The organism is Kitasatospora sp. NPDC015120 (genome assembly GCF_043080305.1).
Taxonomy (GTDB): Bacteria; Actinomycetota; Actinomycetes; order Streptomycetales; family Streptomycetaceae; genus Kitasatospora.
In genome coordinates this window covers 411,768-431,095 of sequence record NZ_JBIBVJ010000002.1, presented here as the reverse complement: position 1 = coordinate 431,095, position 19,328 = coordinate 411,768, and the positions used below count along the sequence as shown (strand labels likewise).

The following is a 19,328-nucleotide window of genomic DNA, read 5'->3' as shown; positions in this document are numbered from 1 at the left end:
GCCGGGGTCAGCGGTGCTTGGTGGTGCGGCCGAGCACGGGCCCGGCGGTGGCGGTGAGGACGGCGGCCGCGGCCCCGCAGCCGGCCAGCTGCAGGAGGGTCGGGTCCGCACCGGTCAGCAGTCCGGCGCACTCGGCGCCCGCGGCTGCCAGACAGATGAGGGCGGTGCTCCAGCTGAGCCCGAAGGCGTTCAGCAGCAGCGCCAGCCAGAGCGAGCCGCCGAGCAGCAGCAGCGCGCCGAGCTCCGGGACGCCCAGCGCGGGGGCGCCGGGCCAGAGCACGGTGGCGGCGGCGTCGAGGGCGGCCACGGTGGTGAGGTAGATGAACAGGCAGCCGAGCAGCACGCCGCCGGTGCGGCGGGCGAACTCGCCCGGGGTGTGGCTGGTGCGCAGCGCGGCCACCGCCATCGCCCGGTAGCGGAAGAGCAGCCACTCGGCGAGGCCGAGGCTCAGCGTCAGGGCGATCATGGCCGGCCCGGTCGGGCTGGCCGAGGCGCCCTCGGCGCTGCCGGTGCGCACCGCCTGGTGGACGGTGACGCCCAGTCCGGCGATCAGGGTCAGGGTGCCGACCGCGAGCCCGAACAGCAGGTGCGGGACCTCCTTGTACAGCGGCAGCCGCAGCGGGACGGGCTCCGCCTCGGCGCTGCGGCAGCGCAGCAGCTCCCGGGCGGCGAGCCCGACGGCCAGGCCGAGCGAGGCGAGCAGCACCGCGGTGCGGACCGCCTGCGGCACGTCGACGGCGAGCACCACGCCCGCGCCGACCGAGGACGGCGCCAGCGCCAGCAGCAGGAACCTCTCCCGGCCCAGCACCAGCAGCACGGTGGCCGCCGCCAGGTAGGCGGACTGCCCGGCGGCGAAGCAGAGCGCGCCCAGCGGTCCGCCGACCACGTACCCGGCGGTGGCCGCGGTCAGCGCGCCGAGCGGCGCCCCGGTCGCCAGGCAGGCCGCGGCCGACCGGCGCCGGCCGCGGCCGAGCCAGGCGTACGCGCGGTGGGCCAGGGCCTGGTTCCACGACCAGCTGACCAGGGTCGCGACGGACAGCGCGAGCATGCCCGAGGGCAGGCCGAAGCGCAGCCGGTCGGCGGCGAACAGGTTGGCGCCCAGCAGGTAGCCGAGGCCGGGCAGGGCGAAGACCAGGCCGCGCACGACGCACCGCCGGGGGTCGGCCCGCCAGGGGTTGGCGAACTCGGCGCTCGGCCCGGGGTAGCGGCGCTCGACCCGTTCGAACAGCTCCTCGGCGACGGTGAACGCGTCGGGCCGGCCGTACAGCAGGCCCGCCTGTTCGTCGGAGAGGCCGTCGGACTCCAGGAAGGCCGCGATCTCGTAGGGGTGGACGGCGTCGGCGCAGATGTCCCGCAGCCGCTCGGCGAGCTCGTCCAGCGGGTCGGGGGAGAGGTCGAGCTGGTCCGTCTGCGGCCCGGGCCGCTGCGCGGGCAGGGCCGGGCGCCGCCGCTTCAGCGGCAGGACCCGCAGCTGGACGGTCTCGTCGGCCTCGTTCGGAACGAGGCGCAGGGGGCCGCTCATGCGCCCACCTCGCTGCGCTCGCTCATGCGCCCACCTCGCTGCGCTCGGCGGCCGCTTCGCGGAACGCGCACCTTGATTCGCTCGCTGCGCTCGCTCATGCCGTCACCTCACTGCGCTCCTGCTCGGCGGCCGGCTGTTCCCAGGCCCGGTCCGGCGGTCCGTCGGTCACGGCGACCACGCCCTCGGGCAGCCAGCGGGAGGTGCCCAGCAACTCGGTGTAGATGCCGCGGAAGCCGTCGATGTTCTGGCGGAGCGTGAACTGCTCGATCACCCGCAGCCGGGCCTGCTCGCCCAGCCGGGCCCGGCGCTCCGGGTCGCGCAGCAGCTCGACCGCCGCCGCGGCCATCGGCTCGGGCTCGCGCGGCGGGACGACCAGGCCGGTGTCGCCGACCGCCTCGCGCACGCCGCCGACGTCGGTCGAGACGGTGGCGCGCCCGCAGGACATCGCCTCGATCAGGGTGAACGGGAAGCCCTCGCTGATCGAGGAGAGCATCACCACGTTCCCGGCCGCGTAGGCGTCGGTGATGTCCGCGACCCGGCCCTCGAAGACCACCGCGTCGGCCGTGCCGAGCTCGGCGGCCAGCGCCTCGCACCTCTCCCGGTAGGCCTCGCCGCCCTTGGGGGTGCCGCCGAACAGCCGCAGCCGGGCGTCGGGTATCTCGCGCCGCACGAGCGCGAACGCGCGGATCAGCGTCTCCAGGTCCTTGATCGGGTCGACCCGGCCGGCCCAGCTGAGCGTCGGGGTCTCCGGCTCCGGCCCGGCGGGCGGGAAGGCCGCCGGGTCGACGCCGTTGTAGACGGTGCGGATGTGCGTGGAGGGGGTGCCGCCGCGCTCCTCCCAGCGCCGGTTGTACCGGTTGCCGGGGGTGACCAGCGCGGCCCGTCGGTAGCTCTCCTCGGCGAGCATCCGGTAGAAGCCGAGCAGCAGCGCCTTGACCGGCCAGCGGTAGGGGCCGGTGCGGTAGCCGAGGTAGCGCTCGCGCAGGTAGATGCCGTGCTCGGTGAGGAGAAACGGTACGCCGAACTGCTGGGCGGATATCAGCCCCGGGAGCGTGGCCAGCCCGCCGCTCGCGGCGTGCGCCACGCCGTCGCGCGGCGGCTCGACCGCGAGCGGGCGCAGCGCGTGCTCCAGCAGGTCGGTGGCGTTCAGCGCGTCGTGCATGGTCGGCCGGGAGACGGCCGTGGAGAGGTAGTCCCTGGTCCAGACGTGCTGGAGGGTGCGCAGGGCGCGCTCGCTGCGCAGCGCCGGGCTGAGCAGCCCGCGCCGGGCGAGGTCGGCGAAGCCGTAGAGCTCGGTGCCGAAGTGCGTGGTGTAGACCGGGTCCAGGAGGGAGTGCAGGAACCGTTCGTAGGCGTTGAGGAAGCGGCGCATCTCCTTGCCGCGCGGTGCCTTCGCCTCCGAGGCCGGGCCCCAGAGCGGGGCGGTGGTCACCGACCGCACATTGGCCGGCAGCTCCCAGGCCAGTGGTTCGTGGCCGGTTCCCGTGACGGCGATGACGTCGAAGTCGACGTCGGGCATGCCTTGCACGAGCTGGTCGCACCAGACACTGACCCCGCCGTGCTGGTGCGGGTACGTCCCCTCGGTGAGCAGGGTGACGCGCATCTCTGGTCCCCCCTCCTGTTCTTGCCTCAAGCTCCCGGCCGGGCAGGCCGGGTGGTGCCGGTGGCGGCCGCGGTACCGCGGCCGCCACCGGGTTCACCTGTCTAGCGGTGGCCGGCGGACGGGCCGGCGGTCTTCCTGGCGGGCTCGGCCTTCCCCCCGGAGGCCTTGCCGTGCTGCTGCGGGACGCTGCCGTGACCGGCCGCCTTCCCGCCGGTGCCGCTCGTCGTACCAGCAGTGGTACCAGCAGCGACGTTCTTGCCCGCCACCGGGGCCCCGCTGCCGGGGACCAGGGTCGGCGCCTCGGTGCGGTCGGTGTCGCCCGGGCCGGCCGGGACGGCGTCCGCGGTGCCCTGCGGGACGACCTTGGTGTCGGCCGGGGCCGGGGCCGGGACGGACTTGGCCGCGAGGCTCGGGCTGGCGCCGGCCGGGGCGGCCGGGGTGCCCGTCGCGGGCAGCGTCAGCTGGACGCCGCTCTGCAGCTGGCCGGGCTTCACCCAGCCGGAGAGCGAGCCCGCGTAGGCGGTGCCGAAGGCGGCGGTGCCGATCGCGAGCTGCTGCACGGTGCCGGCCGGCATGGTGGCCTGGACCTGGACGCCGGCCGGGGCGTTCACCCGGACGGTGTCACCGGTGCGGTAGGCGGTGACCTGGCCGGAGGCGAGGGCCGCGTTCCAGGCCGCCCGCCGCTGGAACTCCTGGCCGATCTCCTTCTGCGGGAGGTTCACGACCGGGGCGTTGTCGGCGTGCAGCGAGCGGTAGGTGGAGAGGATCCTCTCCAGCACCGGGTAGACGATCCGGTCCTCGGACAGGTTCGACTGGTGGATGAAGTGCGGCCGCGGGTCGTTGCTCAGCACGTGGCCGAGGTCGATCCGGGCCTCCAGCGGCACGATGTACGACTGGTAGCCGGTGTTGACGTCCAGCGGGGCCGGCAGGCAGGTGGAGTTGGCCGACTCGCAGGCGCCGCTGCCGCCGTTGGCCGCGCTGGTGTAGATCCAGTTGTACTCGTCGGTCTCCTCCTGCGCCGTGGCGGCGTTGTAGAAGACGTTCATCGGGTACCGCGGCACGGTCAGCGCGTTGCCGACGGCCCGCTGGGCGGGCTCGCGGGAGGCGTCGCTGGCGGTCCACTTGACGCCGTTGGCGGCCAGCGAGGGCGCCAGGTACGGGTTGTCGCTGGTCTCCTGGGGCGCGGTCAGCAGGCCGGAGTGCTCGCCGGTGACCAGTTCGGTCCGGTCCAGCTGCAGGCCCCGGGCGGCGGCCCAGTCCAGGTTGTTCTTGATCTGGGAGGTGATGGTGGCCTGGTCGACCCAGACGGTGCTGCCCGAGGGGGTCTTGGTGCACTTCCACGGCACCACCGAGACGTCCTGGAGGCAGCCCAGGTACGGGTGGGTGTAGGTGTGGTTGATCCACCGGTAGCTGCTCTGGTCGGCGATCATCCGGTCGACCACCGGGTCGGTGGTGGTCTCGTGGTCGGCCTTCCAGTCCTCGCTGCCGCCGCCGTTGAACACCATGTCCATGGTGAAGCCGTGGTCGAGCTGCCACTGCTTGGCGTACTGCGCGTCGGCGACCGTCATCCGGATCGGGTTGGCGGTCTCCGGGGTCCCGGGCGGGCAGGTGACGTCGCCGGGGGTGCACTTGAGCACCGTGTCCCAGCGGTCGTCGGCGAGGAAGACGTCGTCGACGTGGGCCGCGAAGTAGTTGCGGTCGTAGCCCAGGTGGACCCCCTGGGTGATCCAGTCGACTATGCCGCGGGCCAGCAGGCGGTACTGCTGCTGGTACTGGTTGTAGACGAAGGTGACGACCAGTTCCTTGCGGCCGGCGTGCTCGTACTCGCCGACCAGCGAGCCCTTGGCGGTGCTGCCCGGGATGGGCACCTCCACCAGCGGGGTGAAGCCGGAACCGGCGGGCAGGGTGGTCAGCGGGGTGGCGAGGTAGCCGTAGCTCTCCGAGACGGCCGGGTCGTTGTCCTCGAACGGGACGCTGCCCTTGAGGTAGCCGAACGGCCCGCTCAGGCCGGCCGTCGTGACCTCGCCCTGGAAGCCGTCCAGGGTACCCATGTACCCGGGGTTGACCGCCCAGTTCAGGCCGACGTCGGGACGGGCGTAGGTGTACGCGTCCACCTGGCGGACGCCGAACGCGGCCTCGTACGCGGCGATCGCGGTCATCTCGGCGGAGCCGGCCGCGAACGGGTTGTCGTTCGGCAGCACGATGCCCTGGTACTTGCCGCGCGGCTGCCCGTTCAGCGTGTCGCTGAGGAAGGCCGCGTCGATCACCGGGCGGTTGGCGTCGTTGAGGTCGACCAGCTTGTACGGCGTGCCCTGGCTCTTGAGCTCGGCGGCGATCGCGGCCGTGGCCGGCCCGCCGTCGCTGATCACCAGGACCGTGAGGTCGATCCGGGGCGTGGTGGTGGCGTGCGCGAGGGACGACTGCAGGCCTCCGGCCAGCAGGACGGCGGCCGCGCAGGCGGCGACTCTTCGGGTCGCTCGACCCATGTTGACTTTCCTCCCCTGGGCAGGGCGCTCCGCTGCCGGCGTCCACCTGCCCTGTAGCTGTTCACGGGCACCAGGCTGCCCGGCGCCCATCCTGGTGGAAGTTCCCGGGCAGGAGGGACCGAATGGGCAGGAGTGCAGCGAATCTGTTACCAACGTTCATGGTCGTTGCCATGAGGGCGCTGATTGTGGCCGAAACCGCAGCGGCTGCGCAAATAATGAATTAAAAATGAAAACCGGGAACCTAGCGTTACCGCTGCTCACCCATCGTGTGATCCGGGAGGCGGCCGGACCCTACACTGGCGGCGATGCCCGGGACACCCTTGCACATCCGGCTGTTTCGGTGGGCAGGTTCATGCAATATCGCTCAGGGTTGTGCAACGTCACCGTCCGAATATCCAATGGAGGCCCCGAGTGACCGAGCAGCAGATCGAAATCGCCGCAATTCCGGCGGCCCGCAGTCTGGGCCTGCTCGGCGCCGTGAATGCCCGGGACCTGGGCGGCTACCGGACCGCCGAGGGCCTGGTGCTCCGGGCCGGCGTCGCCCTGCGCAGCGACGGCCTCAGCCGGCTGACCGACGAGGACCTCGGCCGGCTGGCCGGACTGGGGCTGCGGCGGATCGTCGACCTGCGCAGTCCGGACGAGGTCCGCGAGGCGGGTGCGGACCGGATCGCCGAGGGCATGTCCGTCCATCAGCTGCCGGTCTTCGCGGCGGACTTCGACATCTACGCGACGCTGCGCGAGGCGCTGGCCGACCGCGATCCGCACAAGCAGCGCGCCCTGCTCGGCGGCGGACGCGCCGACGCCATGATGACCGGCCTCTACCGGTGGTTCGTCACCGACCGGATCGCGCGCGAACGGTTCGCCGACGTGCTTCGTCTCCTGGCCGATCCGGCCGGCGCGCCGCTGCTGTTCCACTGCTCGGCCGGAAAGGACCGCACCGGCTGGACGGCGGCCGTGCTGCTGACCGCGCTCGGTGTGGAGCGGGAGACGGTGGTCGCGGACTACCTGCTCACCAACGAGCGTTCCGCCGTCGTCGTGGAGGCCGTCCTGGAGGGCTTCCGGACCCGCGGTCTGATGCACGAGCCCGAGCTGCTGCTGCCGGTCTTCCGGGCCGAACGCCGCTACCTGGAGGCGGCCTTCGAGGAGGTCGAGGCCGGCTGGCCGGACTTCGGCGCGTTCTGGGCCGACGGCCTCGGCCTGGACGAGGCCGTGCTGACGGGACTGCGGACCAACCTGCTGGCGCCCTGAGGCGGCGGCGGGGCCCCGACGGGCCCCGCCCTGCCCCGTGCCGGCGCCGGTGCTCAGGCCTCGGCGGTCAGGCCCTCGCGCAGCTGGGTGAGGGTCTTGGTCAGCAGCCGCGAGACGTGCATCTGCGAGATGCCGATCTCCTCGCCGATCTGCGACTGGGTCAGATTGCCGAAGAAGCGCAGCATGATGATCCGCCGCTCGCGCGGCGGCAGCTTGGCCAGCAGCGGCTTCAGCGACTCCCGGTACTCCACGCCCTCCAGCGCGAGGTCCTCGTAGCCGAGCCGCTCGGCCAGCGGGCCCTCGCCGTCCTCCTCGCTCGGGCTGGAGTCCAGCGAGCTTGCGGTGTACGCGTTGCCGACCGCCAGGCCCTCGACCACGTCCTCCTCGCTGACGCCGAGGCAGGCGGCCAGCTCGGCCACGGTGGGGGAGCGGTCGAGGCGCTGGGAGAGCTCGTCGCCCGCCTTGGTGAGCGCCAGCCGCAGCTCCTGGAGCCGCCGGGGCACCCGCACCGACCAGCTGGTGTCCCGGAAGAAGCGCTTGATCTCGCCGACCACCGTCGGCATCGCGAAGGTCGGGAACTCGACCCCGCGCTCCGGGTCGAACCGGTCGATCGCCTTGATCAGGCCGATCGTGCCGACCTGGACGATGTCCTCCATCGGCTCGTTGCGGCTGCGGAAGCGCGCCGAGGCGTAGCGCACCAGCGGCAGGTTGAGCTCGATCAGGGTGTCGCGCACATAGGTGTGCTCGGCGCTGCCCGGTGCGAGGGCGCCCAGCCGTCCGAAGAGGGAGCGGGAGAGCGTGCGGGTGTCGAGCCCCGCGTCCGGCGCGGCCGCGACGCGCTGGAGCGGGATCTCCGCGGCGCCGGCCGGTGCAGCGTGGATCTCCGCAGTGCCCACCTCTGAGGACATGCGCCCACCCCCTCGTGACTGACGGTCCAACGGGCGCCGTCCCCGGAACGTTCCCGCGCCCGTGCCGGCCCCCCTCGAACCCTGCATACCGGCTCACGGTCCCCGGCAAACCCGAGCGTCGCAAGATGTCACGCGGCGGTGACGTGCCGCTATCGTGCCGTCACGGCGCAGCGTGGTCAGTCCTCCCAGGAGTTCCCGGTCCGCAGCCGGGTGAGGATCCGCGACAGCAGCCGCGAGACGTGCATCTGGGACATCCCCAGCTCGGTGCTGATCTGCGACTGCGTCAGGTTGGCGAAGAACCGCAGCATGACGATCCGGCGCTCCCGCTCGGGCAGTTGCACCAGCAGGTGGCGGACCATGTCCCGGTGCTCGACCTCGGCCAGCGCGGAGTCCTCGTAGCCGAGCCGGTCGAGCAGCGCCAGCCCGCCCTCGTGCTCCTGGGCGGCCTCCAGCGAGGCGGCGTTGTACGCCCGCCCGGCGTCCAGGCAGGCCCGGACGTCCTCCTCGGGGATGCGCAGGCTGGCGGCGATCTCCGGCACCTTGGGGGCCCGGCCGTGCGCCACGGTCAGCTCCTCCATGGCACCGCTGACCTGCACCCAGAGCTCCTGGAGCCGGCGCGGGACGTGCATGGTGCGGACGTTGTCGCGGAAGTAGCGCTTGATCTCGCCGAGGATGGTCGGCAGCGCGTAGGTGGGGAACTGCACCCCCCGCTCGGGGTCGAACCGGTCGATGGCGTTGATCAGGCCGATGGTGCCGACCTGGACGACGTCCTCCATCGGCTCGCTGCGGCTGCGGAAGCGGGTGGCGGCGTAGCGGACGAGGGGGATGTTGATCTCGATCAGCGCGGCCCGGACCCGCTCGCGCTCGGGGGCGTCCGGGGGCAGCTCGGCGAGCCGCTCGAAGAGCACCCGGGTGAGGGTGCGGACGTCGACGGCGGGGCGGCCGCCGGGACCGCGCAGGCCGTCCGGGCGGAGCTCGCCGGCCGGGCTGATCACGGCGGCCAGCACCTCGTCGTCCGGTGCGCTCCCTGGTGTCCGCACGGACACGTCACCCCTCCCAAAGTCGACAACGGTGGGACCTGCGGACCGGGTGTCGCGTCTGGTTCAGCACCTCGCCATGTCCGGCAAAACCGGTCATAGCATCACAAGGCGGGCACGCGTCGGGCAAGTACCACGTGGAGGTGTGTTGGTGCGCCGTCCGGCCCCCGCCGGTCGCGGCAGCGGTGCGGGGGCGGTGCGGGGGTGGTGCGCGGGCGGGCCGTCCGGGGGACGCGCCCGGACCGGCCGGGTGCGTCGGGGGCGGCCCGCCGGGCTCAGACCTCGATGTCGGCGATCACCCAGGTGGCGAACTCGCGCCACTGCGCGGCCGCGGCCTGGTGGGCCGGGTGGGTGAGGTACGCCTGGAGGGCCTCGCGGTCCTCGACCAGGCTGTTGATGGCGAAGTCGTGGGCGATGTCGCGGTCGGTGGTGTTCCAGCCGCACTCCCACTCGCGCAGCTCGGGGACGACCGGGCCGAGCTCGGCGAAGGCCTTGGCGCCGGCGAGCGCGCGCTCGTCGTCCTTGCTGACGCCTTCGTTGAGCTTGAACAGGACCAGGTGGCGGATCACGGTGCCGCTCCTCGCGGACGGGGTCGGGTGTCGGGCCCACCGTAGCCGGTGGGGTCCGGGCTACTTCACCAGGCCGGTCATGAAGGTGCCGACCGCCTTGGCGGCGTTCGAGATGCCTTCGAACCCCAACTGGACCAGCTCGGCCGCGCGGGCGGGCGAGGTGATGATCGTGTAGAGCACGAAGATGAGCAGCAGGACCATTCCGATCTTCTTCGCCTGCGCCATCCGGTGACCTTCCTCCCTGCCGTGGGCCGTCGTCGCCCGGTCCCCGAGCGGCCCGGTGCAACGGGCAGCTTATCCACCCGGACGGCCTATCAGGTGTGCGACGCGTTCACCTGCCGGGACGAAGGTCCCCGCGAGTGGGGCCTTTCTCCGGGTGCCCGGTCCGGCGGAGCGCGGCAGGATGGTTGATGTACCGAGGATCTGGCAGGAATCCCCGGTACGTGGATCCGGAGCTCCCCGCTGTGGGACCGGGCGCCGCGGCTTCCCCCCGACGCGGCCCCGGTTGTGGGACTCCGCCGGGGGAGCGGTCAGTCCCCCCGAACCGCTCCCCCTCTTCCAGGCTCCGTACTCGACAGGCGTTGGTGGTCATCGGCCGACGGGTACGGAGCCCTTTCCGCGTCCGAGGGTACGCGGGAACGCCGAAGGGCCCGTCCGGTTCACCGGACGGGCCCTTCGGGCTTGCTGGCGGTAGCGGTGGGATTCGAACCCACGGTGGAGTTGCCCCCACACACGCTTTCGAGGCGTGCTCCTTTGGCCGCTCGGACACGCTACCGAGGGGAACTCTACCGGACGGGTGGCGCGGGAACGAAATCCGTATCCGGCCGGGGTCCCGGCGGTGGTTCAGCGGTGGGTGTCGAAGAAGGCGCGGAGCTGCTCCCCGCACTCGTCGGCGAGGACGCCCCAGATCACCTCGGGCCGGTGGTTGAGCCGACGGTCGCGCATCACGTCGAAGAGCGAGCCGGCCGCGCCGGCCTTCTCGTCGAGGGCGCCGTAGACCACCCGGTCGATCCGGGAGAGCACGATCGCGCCCGCGCACATGGTGCAGGGCTCCAGCGTGACGACCAGCGTGCACCCGCTCAGCCGCCACTCGCCCAGCTTCTCCGCCGCCGCGCGGATGGCGACCACCTCGGCGTGCGCGGTCGGGTCGCCGACGGCCTCGCGTTCGTTGTGGCCGCGGCCGAGGATCTCGCCGTCCGGGCCGAGGACGAGCGCCCCGACCGGGACGTCACCGGTGGCCGGCGCCAGGGCGGCCTCGGCGACGGCGAGGCGCATCGGCGCCGCCCAGCGGTCGCGGACCGGGTCGGGGCGGACGGGGGCGGGCAGCGGCGGGATCGGGCGGACGGACTGCATGGCATCCAGTGTCGGGCATGACGGGGGTGCGGCCGTCCGGACGACGGACACGGGGCGTTACCGGACGGCCTCCAGGACCTCGCCGCAGCCGAGCGCCTCGGCGATCTCCTCCAGGGCGTCGCCGGGCACCGCGCCCTCGCCGCTGAGGGCGATCAGCTCGTCGGCGGCGAGGCCGAACTCGGTCAGCAGGTGGGCGTCGCCGAGCGGGCCGACCGGGACGCCGCCCTGGCCCTCGCCGTCCTCGTCCACCTCCTGCTCCTCGGCCTCCGCGCCGTCCTCCAGCTCGGCGACCAGGTTGTCGAGGTCGCCGAACTCGCTCTCGCCGGCCTGGTCGACCAGCTCGTCGGTGAGGACGGAGCCGTAGGAGCTGCGGGCGGCGGCGGCGCCGTCCGACACGAAGATCCGCGGATCCTCCTCGCCGTCCACCCGGACGATGGCGAACCAGGCGTCCTCCTGTTCGATGAAGACCAGGACGCTGTCGTCGTCCTGGGCCGCCTCGCGGGCCAGGTCGGCCAGGTCGGCGAGGGTTTCGACGTCGTCGAGCTCCGTCTCGCTCACATCCCACCCGTCCTCGGTGCGAGCAAGCACTGCAGCGAAGTACGCCACCAGGGACACTCCCAAGTCTCGGTCTCGGCTGTCGGCGCTCGCGGGCGGCGCGGAACTGGCCGCCCCCGCGCCAGAGCGGTCCGCTGGTCGGACCGTCCCATCGGAATCGTGACAGAAAGCACGGCTCTGCGGGGGGTGTTCTGCAGCGCGTCTTTGCAGGTCGTGTCGGAAGGGTTGGCCGCCGGACGGTGTCACGGGGGCCGCGCGGCAGAGGGTCTGTGGAGAAGCCGTGGAGGGCCGGTCAGATGCGGAAGGTTCGCATCCGCATCGCTTCGCGCAGCCGGCGCTCCTTGGTCCGGCGGGGCTGCACCCGCTCGCGGAGTTCGCGGGCCTCGGTGAGCTCGCGCAGGAAGACGGCGCGGCGCCTGCGGCGCTCCGCCTCGGTCTCCGGGCGGTCCGGGGGCGGACCGGAGCGCCCGCCCGACGGGGCCGGGGCCCCGTCCGCCGAGCCGTCCCCGGAGTTCGGGTTGCTCGTCATAGGACCTGACTTTCCCAGATCGGCCGGGTTGATACCACAGGAGGACGATCCGTCCGGACATTCTCACCACGTCACGGCGCGTCACGACGGAACCGGCAGCCGCCCGGGTCGGACCGCGGCCCGGCCTGGCACGGCGTGTCGTACGGGCGTCCGGACCCGGGCTAACCTCGATGCATGCGGATCCACGTCGTCGACCACCCCCTGGTCGCCCACAAGCTCTCCACCCTGCGCGACGAGCGCACCGACTCGCCGACCTTCCGTCGCCTGACCGACGAGCTGGTGACCCTCCTCGCGTACGAGGCCACCCGGGACGTCCGCACCGACGAGGTGGAGATCACCACCCCGGTGGCCGTGACCACCGGCACCCGGCTGTCCTACCCGCGTCCGCTGGTGGTGCCGATCCTGCGGGCCGGCCTCGGCATGCTGGACGGCATGACCCGGCTGCTGCCGACCGCCGAGGTCGGCTTCCTGGGCATGGTGCGCAACGAGGAGACCCTGGAGGCCTCCACCTACGCCACCCGGATGCCCGACGACCTCTCCGGCCGCCAGGTCTACGTGCTCGACCCGATGCTGGCCACTGGCGGCACGCTGGTCGCGGCGATCCGGATGCTGATCGAGCGCGGCGCCACCGACGTCACCGCCGTGGTGCTGCTGGCCGCGCCCGAGGGCGTCGCGGTGATGGAGCGCGAGCTGGCCGGCCTGCCGGTGACCGTGGTCACCGCGGCCGTCGACGAGCGGCTGAACGAGAACGGCTACATCGTCCCGGGCCTCGGCGACGCGGGCGACCGGCTGTACGGCACGGCGGGCTGAGCGGCCCTCGCGGGCCCGGTCCTCGCCGGCCCGGTCCTCGCGGGCCCCGTCCGTCCGGACGACGAGAAGCCCCCCGGCGCGCTGCCGGGGGGCTTCGTCGTGCGGGTGCGGGGGAGGGTCAGCAGCTGCCGGTGGTGCTCGGGGCCGGGACCGGCTTGGTGGCCAGGGCCAGCGCGGCGGCGGCCTGGGCCTCGTCGAGCAGCGCGTTGTAGCTGTCGCCGATGACGAAGTCCACGGTGGTGTCGGTGCGGGCGTCGGCGGTGCTGGTCGCGCCCGCGATCACCGAGCCGACCAGGGTGGACGCCCCGGCGCCGGCCGGGCCGGCGATCACCTGGGCGGTGCCGGGCACCTTCTTGTCCAGTTCGGCCGGGGCGTTGCCGACCTTGCCGATGGTGAAGCCGCGCTTCTTCAGCTCCTCGGCGGTCCGGGCGGCGAGGCCGGCCTTGGCGGTGGCGTTGTAGACGTTCACGGTGACCGCCGCCGGCTGCGGGACGGCCTTCGGGTCGATCGGCGCGGTGGCGGAGCCCGGAGCGGTCGGCGTCGCCTCCGGGGCCGGGGCGGCCAGCGGCTTGCCCGACGGGGTGGCACAGGCCTCGGCGGCGGCGTTCTTGCCCTTGCCGCTGAAGATGTCCCAGAGCTGGACGCCGCCGAGCCCGATCAGGGCCAGCGCGAGCACCACGCCGACCAGCGCGAACACCCTGCGGCTCTTCTTCGGCGGGCGGCCCAGCCGTGGATAGGAGTTGCCGGTGATCCGGTACTGCTTCCCCTTCAGGCCTTGGGGAGTCAACATGCTCACGGTTTGTCTCCCCCTCGTGCCGGGGCGGGGATCGGGTGACGGTGGGCCGGGCGCGGTGCCGCGCGAAGCGGTGTCACGCGAACGCGGTCGCGGCCGTAGTCAGCAGATTAGTGCCGTACAGCGGTGAAGGTACTAAACGATCATCATCGGGAGTACGCCGGTACCCGAATGGCGGCACCGCGACCGCACCCGGGTACGAACGGACCGCTCCCCGGAAGCAGCCGGGGAGCGGTCCGAACGCGTGCGGGGCCGGCCGGGCGGCCCCCGGGTTCATTCCATTTCGAGGACACGGGCGTGCAGCACCTGGCGCTGCTGGAGCGCGGCGCGGACCGCCCGGTGCAGTCCGTCCTCCAGGTACAGGTCACCGTGCCACTTCACGACGTGCGCGAAGAGGTCCCCGTAGAAGGTGGAGTCCTCCGCCAGGAGGGTTTCCAGATCCAGTTGTCCCTTGGTGGTCACCAGCTGGTCGAGTCGCACCGGGCGCGGGGCGACGTCCGCCCACTGGCGGGTGCTGGTACGGCCGTGATCCGGGTACGGCCGCCCATTGCCGATGCGCTTGAAGATCACACGGAAAGCCTACCGTTTGGGCGGCGGGTGGCGCAGCAGCCGCGGCGCCGCCACGCGCACGGGTACGGGCTGCGGGCGGGGGATTGCGGCTGTTTCATGGGAAATGTCGTGTAGGTCCCGCGCGGTTGGAGGGTCGTCCGATGTCCGCAGCTGTTCCGTCCGCCGTCCGGGAGATCGCCGACGGGTACGCCTTCACCGGCCCGGCGCTGGATCTCGGCGCGGTGCTGCTGGACGGCACCGCGTACGCCGGCGCCCCGGTGCGGGTGCCGCTCGGGGTGCTCAACCGGCACGGGCTGGTGGCCGGGGCCACCGGCACCGGCAAGACCAAGACCCTCCAGCTGATCGCCGAACAGCTCTCCGCCCAGGGCGTGCCGGTGTTCCTCGCCGACATCAAGGGCGACGTCTCCGGGGTGGCCGCCCCCGGCGAGCCGGGCGGGCGGACCGCGGCCCGGGCCGCCGAGGTCGGCCAGGACTGGCAGGCCCGGGGCTGCCCCGCCGAGTTCTACGCGCTCGGCGGCCAGGGCAGCGGCATCCCGCTGCGGGCGACGGTGACCAGCTTCGGGCCGCTGCTGCTCGCCAAGGTGCTGGACCTGAACGAGACCCAGGAGTCCTCGCTCGGCCTGGTCTTCCACTACGCCGACCGGCAGGGCCTGGAGCTGTACGACCTCAAGGACCTCACGGCGGTCATCACCTTCCTCACCTCCCCCGAGGGGAAGGCGGAGCTGAAGGGCATCGGCGGGCTCTCCGCCGCCACCGCCGGGGTGATCCTGCGCTCGCTCACCCTGCTGGAGAACGAGGGCGCCGGGGCGTTCTTCGGCGAACCGGAGTTCGACACCGCCGAGCTGCTGCGGCGGGCGGAGGACGGCCGGGGCGTGGTCTCGGTGCTGGAGCTGCCCGCCGTGCAGGACCGGCCGCGGCTCTTCTCGACCTTCCTGATGTGGCTGCTCGCCGACCTCTACCAGGAGCTGCCCGAGGTGGGGGACCTCGACCGGCCGAAGCTGGTCTTCTTCTTCGACGAGGCCCATCTGCTGTTCAAGGGCGCCTCCAAGGCCTTCCTGGAGGCGATCACCCAGACCGTGCGGCTGATCCGCTCCAAGGGCGTGGGGATCTTCTTCGTCACCCAGACGCCGAAGGACGTGCCGGGGGACGTGCTGGCGCAGCTGGGCAACCGGGTGCAGCACGCGCTGCGGGCGTTCACCCCGGACGACGCCAAGGCGCTCAAGGCGACCGTCTCGACCTTCCCGAAGTCGCCCGTGTACGACCTGGGGGAGGTGCTGACCTCGCTGGGGACGGGCGAGGCGGTGGTCACGGTGCTCTCCGAGAAGGGCGCGCCGACGCCGGTCGCGGCGACCAGACTCCGGGCGCCGCAGTCGCTGATGGGGCCGCTCGACCCGGCGGTGCTGCGGGCGGCGGTGGATGGCTCGGCGCTGACGGGGAAGTACCGGGACGCGGTCGACCGGGAGTCGGCGTACGAGAAGCTGGCGGCGCGGGCGGCCCGGCCGGAGGCGGAGCCGGTGCCGGTGCCGGTGCCCGCGGAGGATCGGGAGCCGCAGGCGCGGCGCGAGTCGGAGGAACGGCGGGAGCCCGAGGGGCGGCGGGAGAAGGAGGGCGCCGGGCTGCTCGGGTCGCTGCTGGCCAACCCGGCGCTGAAGTCCTTCGCCCGCTCCGCCGGGACGCAGCTCGGGAGGGAGATCTCCCGGAGCCTGTTCGGGACGTCCCGGCGGCGCAGGTGAGGGGCGGCCGGCGGCCGGGACCCGGAGTCAGAGGCTGTCGCTGAGCCAGACCCGGCCGGCCGAGATCGGGCGCTCGGCGACGGTGCGCGGCACCGTGGTGTTCAGGCTCCAGCGGTAGCCCGCGAACAGCTTGGTGTCGGCGTCCGCGTAGAACACCATGTGGCCGTAGCCGACGCCGTCGTGCTCCTTCCAGGTGGAGGAGCCGGCGGTGCCCGGGACCTCCTCGATCCGGGTGTCCGGGAACGCCCGGTAGAGGTCGGTGGCGGTGCCGCCGAGCGCCGGGTTGCCGTGCGGGTCGCTGGTGCAGTCGATGACCTCGAAGACGTACGGGACGACCGGACGGCCGATCTTGGCGTCCACCGCGGGCTCGGACCAGGTGCCCTTGCGCTCGCGGATCATGACGATGTGTCCGGTGTACGGCTTGGTGTTGTCCTCGCCCGGGTAGTAGTCGAGGGCCACCAGGTCACCGGGGCGCAGGTTCACCGGCTTGGTGACGCGGGTGAAGTGCGGGAGCGAGGCCGTGTCCAGGAAGGCCTGCTGGTACTTCTCCGCGGTCGGGTAGGGGTTGGGGTTGGCCGGGTCCTTGATGAAGTACTGCTGGAAGTACTCCCGGGTCGCCCAGCCGTAGCTGTAGTCGCCCCAGGGCATCGGGGTGCCGGCCGGCACGGTGGGCGCGGTCCCGTAGGCGCGCTGGAGCGCCAGGGTCAGGAACGAGGAGCACTGGGAGAGGTTGGAGAACTCCTCCGGGTGGCCGGCGGTGCCCCAGCGGACGCTGGTCGGGACGTCGTCGAACACGCCGGCCCGCTTGTAGCGGTTGGCGAGGTGGCTCCAGGGGCGCAGGCGCAGGTTGTCGACCAGGGCCTCGGCCTCGATCTGGTGCGGCAGCTTGAGGGCGTACGGGCTGGGCGCCGGGACGGTGGCGGCGGACGCCTCGCCGGCGCCGGCGACGGTGGCCAGGGCGGCGGCACCGGCGGTGCCGGCGGCTCCGGCGAGCAGGCCGCGGCGGGTGATCCGTGGTGTGGACATTGGAGTGCTCCCCCTCGTCGGATGATCACGACTGAGGGGGAGCTTAGGGTCCGGACATTGGCATGGTCAGGACCATTTCGCGCAGCTGATCGATCGAATCCGGCCATTCGGCGAGCGGGTCCGGTCGGGGCCGGTCCGGCCCGGTCGGGCGGGGGTGGTGGTCAGATGCCCAGGTCGTCGAGTTCCTTGAGCAGCGCGGTGCCCGGGCCGGCCGGGTTCGCGGCGCTCTCCGGGGCGTTCCGCGCGGTCCGGCCGCCCCCGTCGCGTCGACTGCCCCGGTCGCGCAGCAGCCAGGCGCCGGCCAGGCCGCCGATCAGCCCGCCCAGGTGGCCCAGCCAGCTGACGCCCTGCGCGCTCGGCAGCACGCCCAGCAGCAGGTAGGAGTACAGCGCGGCGACGACCACGCCGATCACCGTGTCCACCAGGTTGCGGTCGAAGATCCCGCGCAGCACCACGTAGCCGAAGTAGCCGTAGACGATCCCGCTGGCCCCCGCCGTGACGACGTCGGGCCGTTCGAAGAGCCAGACCGTCAGCCCGCTGGAGACCACGATCAGGACCGTCGCCAGCAGGAACCGCTTCATTCCCCGGTACGCGGCCAGGAAGCCGAAGGCGAACAGCGGCCAGGAGTTGGCCTCGATGTGGTCCCAACCGAAGTGCAGCAGCGGCATGGTGAGCATGTCCGGCAGCTCGTCCAGCCGCCCGGAGTTCATCCCGTACTCGTAGGAGAGCCGGTAGTCGTCGAGCCAGTTCGCCACCTGGACGGCCCAGATGACGGCCAGTGCGCCGAGCATCGTGATCAGCGCGGCGCGGGAGTCTCGGAGCAGACGGGCGAATCGCGGGGACATAACCCGACTGTAGGGCCGGGCAAGCCGGTTGGTCACCCCACTAAGGTGAATCCTGTCCGACGGCCCGCACCCGGGCCCGGGCAGCCCGTTCCCCCCGTGCCGAGAGGTGACCCTCCATGAGTGTGCGTCCGCCGCTGCCGTACGAGTTCCTGCCGCAGGTGCCGTCCTTCCCGCTGACCAGCGAGGACATCACCGACGGCGGGACGCTGGCCGAGGAGTTCCGCCACGGCGGGGGCAACGTCTCGCCGCAGCTGGCCTGGTCGGGGCTGCCCGAGGGCACCCGCTCGGTCGCCGTCACCTGCTACGACCCGGACGCCCCGACCGGCTCCGGGTGGTGGCACTGGCTCGCCCTCAACCTGCCCGCCGACACCACCGGCCTGCCGCGCGGCGCCGGTGCCTCCGACGCCGACCTGCCGGGCGAGCGCTCCTTCCACGGCCGCAACGACTTCCCGACCAACAAGTACGACGGCGCCGCCCCGCCGCCCGGCCCGGCCCACCGTTACGTCTTCGCCGTCCACGCCCTCGACGTGGACGCCCTGGACGTCACCGCCGAGACCCCGCCGGCCCAGGTCGGCTTCAACCTCACCTTCCACACCCTGGCCCGGGCCCTGATCACCGCCGAGTACGGCGTCTGACGCGCGGGCCGATCGCTCCGGCCGCCGCCGGGACCGCCCAGGTCCGGCGGCCGTCGGAGCAGGGGCAGGAGCAGGGGCAGGAGCCGGAGCCGGAGCAGGACGCACGGGCCGGCCGTCAGCCGGCGCGCCCGGCCGGGTCCGCGGCGCGGGTGGCGCGGGCGGCGAGGTCGCGCAGGCGGGTGCGCATCTCCGGCGGTGAGTGGACCTCGAAGTCGCAGCCGAGCATCAGGAGCCGCACGGCCAGCCAGTCGGGGGCGTCGGTGTGCGAGCGGAAGCGGCAGGTGTGCTCGTCGACCGGCTCGACCTCGTCGGCGTCGCCGTGGCCGCCCAGGCGGTGGCGGACCTCGTCGGCGGGCAGGTGGAGGGTGGCGTCCAGGGTCGGGGTGGGGGACTGCCGCCGGAGCTTGCCCGCCACGTACGCGGCGGCGTCCTCGGCGGGGAGCGGGCGCGGGGTGAAGCGGGCACCGGTGGCGAAGGGCTCGCTGATCCGGTCCACCCGGAACAGCCGCCAGTCGTCCCGGTCGAGGTCGAAGCCGACCAGGTACCAGCGGCGGCCGGCCGAGACCAGGCGTTCCGGTTCGACCTGGCGCCGGGTCTGGGCGCCGTCGCCGGCCCGGTAGCCGAAGCGCAGCCGCTCGCGGTTGGCGACCGCGTTGGCCAGCACGGTGAGGTCCTCCGGGTCGACGGTCGGGCCGTCCCCGCCGAGCAGCGGGAGGGTGGCCCGGTCCAGGGTGGCGACCCGGTGGCGCAGCCGGGCGGGCAGCACCTGGAGCAGTTTGCCGAGGGCGCGCACCGAGGCCTCCTCGATGCCGACCACGGCGTGCCCGGCCGCCGCTCGCAGGCCGACCGCGATGGCCACGGCCTCCTCGTCGTCGAGCAGCAGCGGTGGCATCGCGGTGCCCGCGACCAGCCGGTAGCCGCCGACCGGCCCCATGGTGGCCTCGACCGGGTAACCGAGGTCGCGCAGTCGGTCGATGTCGCGGCGGATGGTGCGCGGGCTGACCCGGAGCCGTTCGGCGAGCTCGCTGCCGGGCCACTCGCGCGGGGTCTGGAGGAGGGAGAGCAGGCTGAGGAGTCGTGCCGGGGTGTCGGTCATGGGATCCAGG

The 19,328-nt window shown here is 73.2% G+C and carries 19 protein-coding genes and 1 tRNA gene; 4 read left to right on the top strand and 16 right to left on the bottom strand.

What is annotated here, in order from left to right; genetic code table 11:
- Window positions 1-7: 7 nt before the first annotated feature.
- The 3 genes from ACF1AK_RS06715 to ACF1AK_RS06705 form a co-directional block, all read right to left on the bottom strand.
- Window positions 8-1,522 carry a hypothetical protein gene (locus tag ACF1AK_RS06715; protein ID WP_391497666.1) on the bottom strand — a complete coding sequence of 505 codons (1,515 nt, stop codon included), beginning with the start codon at window positions 1,520-1,522 and terminating at the stop codon, window positions 8-10.
- A gap of 94 nt (window positions 1,523-1,616) precedes the next feature.
- Window positions 1,617-3,125 (bottom strand): GT4 family glycosyltransferase PelF, encoded by a 1,509-nt coding sequence (pelF, locus tag ACF1AK_RS06710; protein WP_391497665.1) that lies wholly within the window; start codon window positions 3,123-3,125, stop codon window positions 1,617-1,619.
- Between the two features lie 101 nt (window positions 3,126-3,226).
- Entirely contained in the window at window positions 3,227-5,611 is a 2,385-nt protein-coding gene (locus ACF1AK_RS06705; RefSeq protein WP_391497664.1) for a hypothetical protein, read from the bottom strand.
- A gap of 411 nt (window positions 5,612-6,022) precedes the next feature.
- Between ACF1AK_RS06705 and ACF1AK_RS06700 the strand changes: the two genes are divergently transcribed.
- Window positions 6,023-6,859, top strand: coding sequence for a tyrosine-protein phosphatase (locus tag ACF1AK_RS06700; RefSeq protein ID WP_391497663.1), 837 nt, complete (start codon window positions 6,023-6,025; stop codon window positions 6,857-6,859).
- Between the two features lie 53 nt (window positions 6,860-6,912).
- Here ACF1AK_RS06700 and ACF1AK_RS06695 read toward each other — a convergent pair whose 3' ends face one another.
- The 8 genes from ACF1AK_RS06695 to ACF1AK_RS06660 all read right to left on the bottom strand — a co-directional run bounded on the left by ACF1AK_RS06695 (window position 6,913) and on the right by ACF1AK_RS06660 (window position 11,810).
- A complete protein-coding gene (locus ACF1AK_RS06695) occupies window positions 6,913-7,767 on the bottom strand; it encodes an RNA polymerase sigma factor SigF (protein ID WP_391497662.1) in 855 nt (284 codons plus the stop codon).
- A 176-nt stretch (window positions 7,768-7,943) separates the two neighbouring features.
- The gene (locus ACF1AK_RS06690) at window positions 7,944-8,813 is read right to left on the bottom strand and encodes an RNA polymerase sigma factor SigF (RefSeq protein WP_391497661.1); all 870 of its coding nucleotides are present in this window, start codon (window positions 8,811-8,813) and stop codon (window positions 7,944-7,946) included.
- A gap of 266 nt (window positions 8,814-9,079) precedes the next feature.
- A complete protein-coding gene (locus tag ACF1AK_RS06685; RefSeq protein WP_391497660.1) occupies window positions 9,080-9,373 on the bottom strand; it encodes a Dabb family protein in 294 nt (97 codons plus the stop codon).
- A gap of 60 nt (window positions 9,374-9,433) precedes the next feature.
- Window positions 9,434-9,574 carry a hypothetical protein gene (locus ACF1AK_RS06680; RefSeq protein WP_320437731.1) on the bottom strand — a complete coding sequence of 47 codons (141 nt, stop codon included), beginning with the start codon at window positions 9,572-9,574 and terminating at the stop codon, window positions 9,434-9,436.
- A 484-nt stretch (window positions 9,575-10,058) separates the two neighbouring features.
- A tRNA-Ser gene (locus tag ACF1AK_RS06675) sits at window positions 10,059-10,148 on the bottom strand.
- Between the two features lie 68 nt (window positions 10,149-10,216).
- Window positions 10,217-10,726: a tRNA adenosine(34) deaminase TadA gene (gene tadA / locus ACF1AK_RS06670; RefSeq protein WP_391497659.1), complete on the bottom strand. Its 510-nt coding sequence runs from the start codon at window positions 10,724-10,726 to the stop codon at window positions 10,217-10,219.
- Window positions 10,727-10,783: 57 nt separating this feature from the next.
- Entirely contained in the window at window positions 10,784-11,332 is a 549-nt protein-coding gene (locus ACF1AK_RS06665) for a tRNA adenosine deaminase-associated protein (protein ID WP_391497658.1), read from the bottom strand.
- Window positions 11,333-11,573: 241 nt separating this feature from the next.
- Entirely contained in the window at window positions 11,574-11,810 is a 237-nt protein-coding gene (locus ACF1AK_RS06660; RefSeq protein ID WP_391497657.1) for a hypothetical protein, read from the bottom strand.
- A gap of 174 nt (window positions 11,811-11,984) precedes the next feature.
- On the opposite strand from ACF1AK_RS06660, the gene upp reads away from it, so the two are divergent.
- Complete coding sequence (gene upp / locus ACF1AK_RS06655) at window positions 11,985-12,620, top strand: uracil phosphoribosyltransferase (RefSeq protein WP_350541577.1); 636 nt, start codon at window positions 11,985-11,987, stop codon at window positions 12,618-12,620.
- A gap of 118 nt (window positions 12,621-12,738) precedes the next feature.
- Here the strand turns inward: upp and ACF1AK_RS06650 are convergent, their stop codons facing one another.
- Window positions 12,739-13,410, bottom strand: coding sequence for a LytR C-terminal domain-containing protein (locus ACF1AK_RS06650; protein WP_391498035.1), 672 nt, complete (start codon window positions 13,408-13,410; stop codon window positions 12,739-12,741).
- A 276-nt stretch (window positions 13,411-13,686) separates the two neighbouring features.
- Window positions 13,687-13,983: a type II toxin-antitoxin system VapB family antitoxin gene (locus ACF1AK_RS06645; protein ID WP_030061387.1), complete on the bottom strand. Its 297-nt coding sequence runs from the start codon at window positions 13,981-13,983 to the stop codon at window positions 13,687-13,689.
- A gap of 140 nt (window positions 13,984-14,123) precedes the next feature.
- On the opposite strand from ACF1AK_RS06645, the gene ACF1AK_RS06640 reads away from it, so the two are divergent.
- The gene (locus ACF1AK_RS06640) at window positions 14,124-15,716 is read left to right on the top strand and encodes a helicase HerA-like domain-containing protein (RefSeq protein ID WP_391497656.1); all 1,593 of its coding nucleotides are present in this window, start codon (window positions 14,124-14,126) and stop codon (window positions 15,714-15,716) included.
- A 27-nt stretch (window positions 15,717-15,743) separates the two neighbouring features.
- Here the strand turns inward: ACF1AK_RS06640 and ACF1AK_RS06635 are convergent, their stop codons facing one another.
- Window positions 15,744-16,742, bottom strand: coding sequence for a hypothetical protein (locus ACF1AK_RS06635; RefSeq protein WP_391497655.1), 999 nt, complete (start codon window positions 16,740-16,742; stop codon window positions 15,744-15,746).
- A gap of 161 nt (window positions 16,743-16,903) precedes the next feature.
- Window positions 16,904-17,587 carry a rhomboid family intramembrane serine protease gene (locus ACF1AK_RS06630; RefSeq protein WP_391497654.1) on the bottom strand — a complete coding sequence of 228 codons (684 nt, stop codon included), beginning with the start codon at window positions 17,585-17,587 and terminating at the stop codon, window positions 16,904-16,906.
- A gap of 116 nt (window positions 17,588-17,703) precedes the next feature.
- On the opposite strand from ACF1AK_RS06630, the gene ACF1AK_RS06625 reads away from it, so the two are divergent.
- Entirely contained in the window at window positions 17,704-18,222 is a 519-nt protein-coding gene (locus ACF1AK_RS06625) for a YbhB/YbcL family Raf kinase inhibitor-like protein (RefSeq protein ID WP_391497653.1), read from the top strand.
- Window positions 18,223-18,337: 115 nt separating this feature from the next.
- Here the strand turns inward: ACF1AK_RS06625 and ACF1AK_RS06620 are convergent, their stop codons facing one another.
- On the bottom strand, window positions 18,338-19,318 hold the full coding sequence (locus ACF1AK_RS06620; RefSeq protein WP_391497652.1) for a helix-turn-helix transcriptional regulator: 981 nt from the start codon (window positions 19,316-19,318) through the stop codon (window positions 18,338-18,340).
- Window positions 19,319-19,328 lie beyond the last annotated feature (10 nt).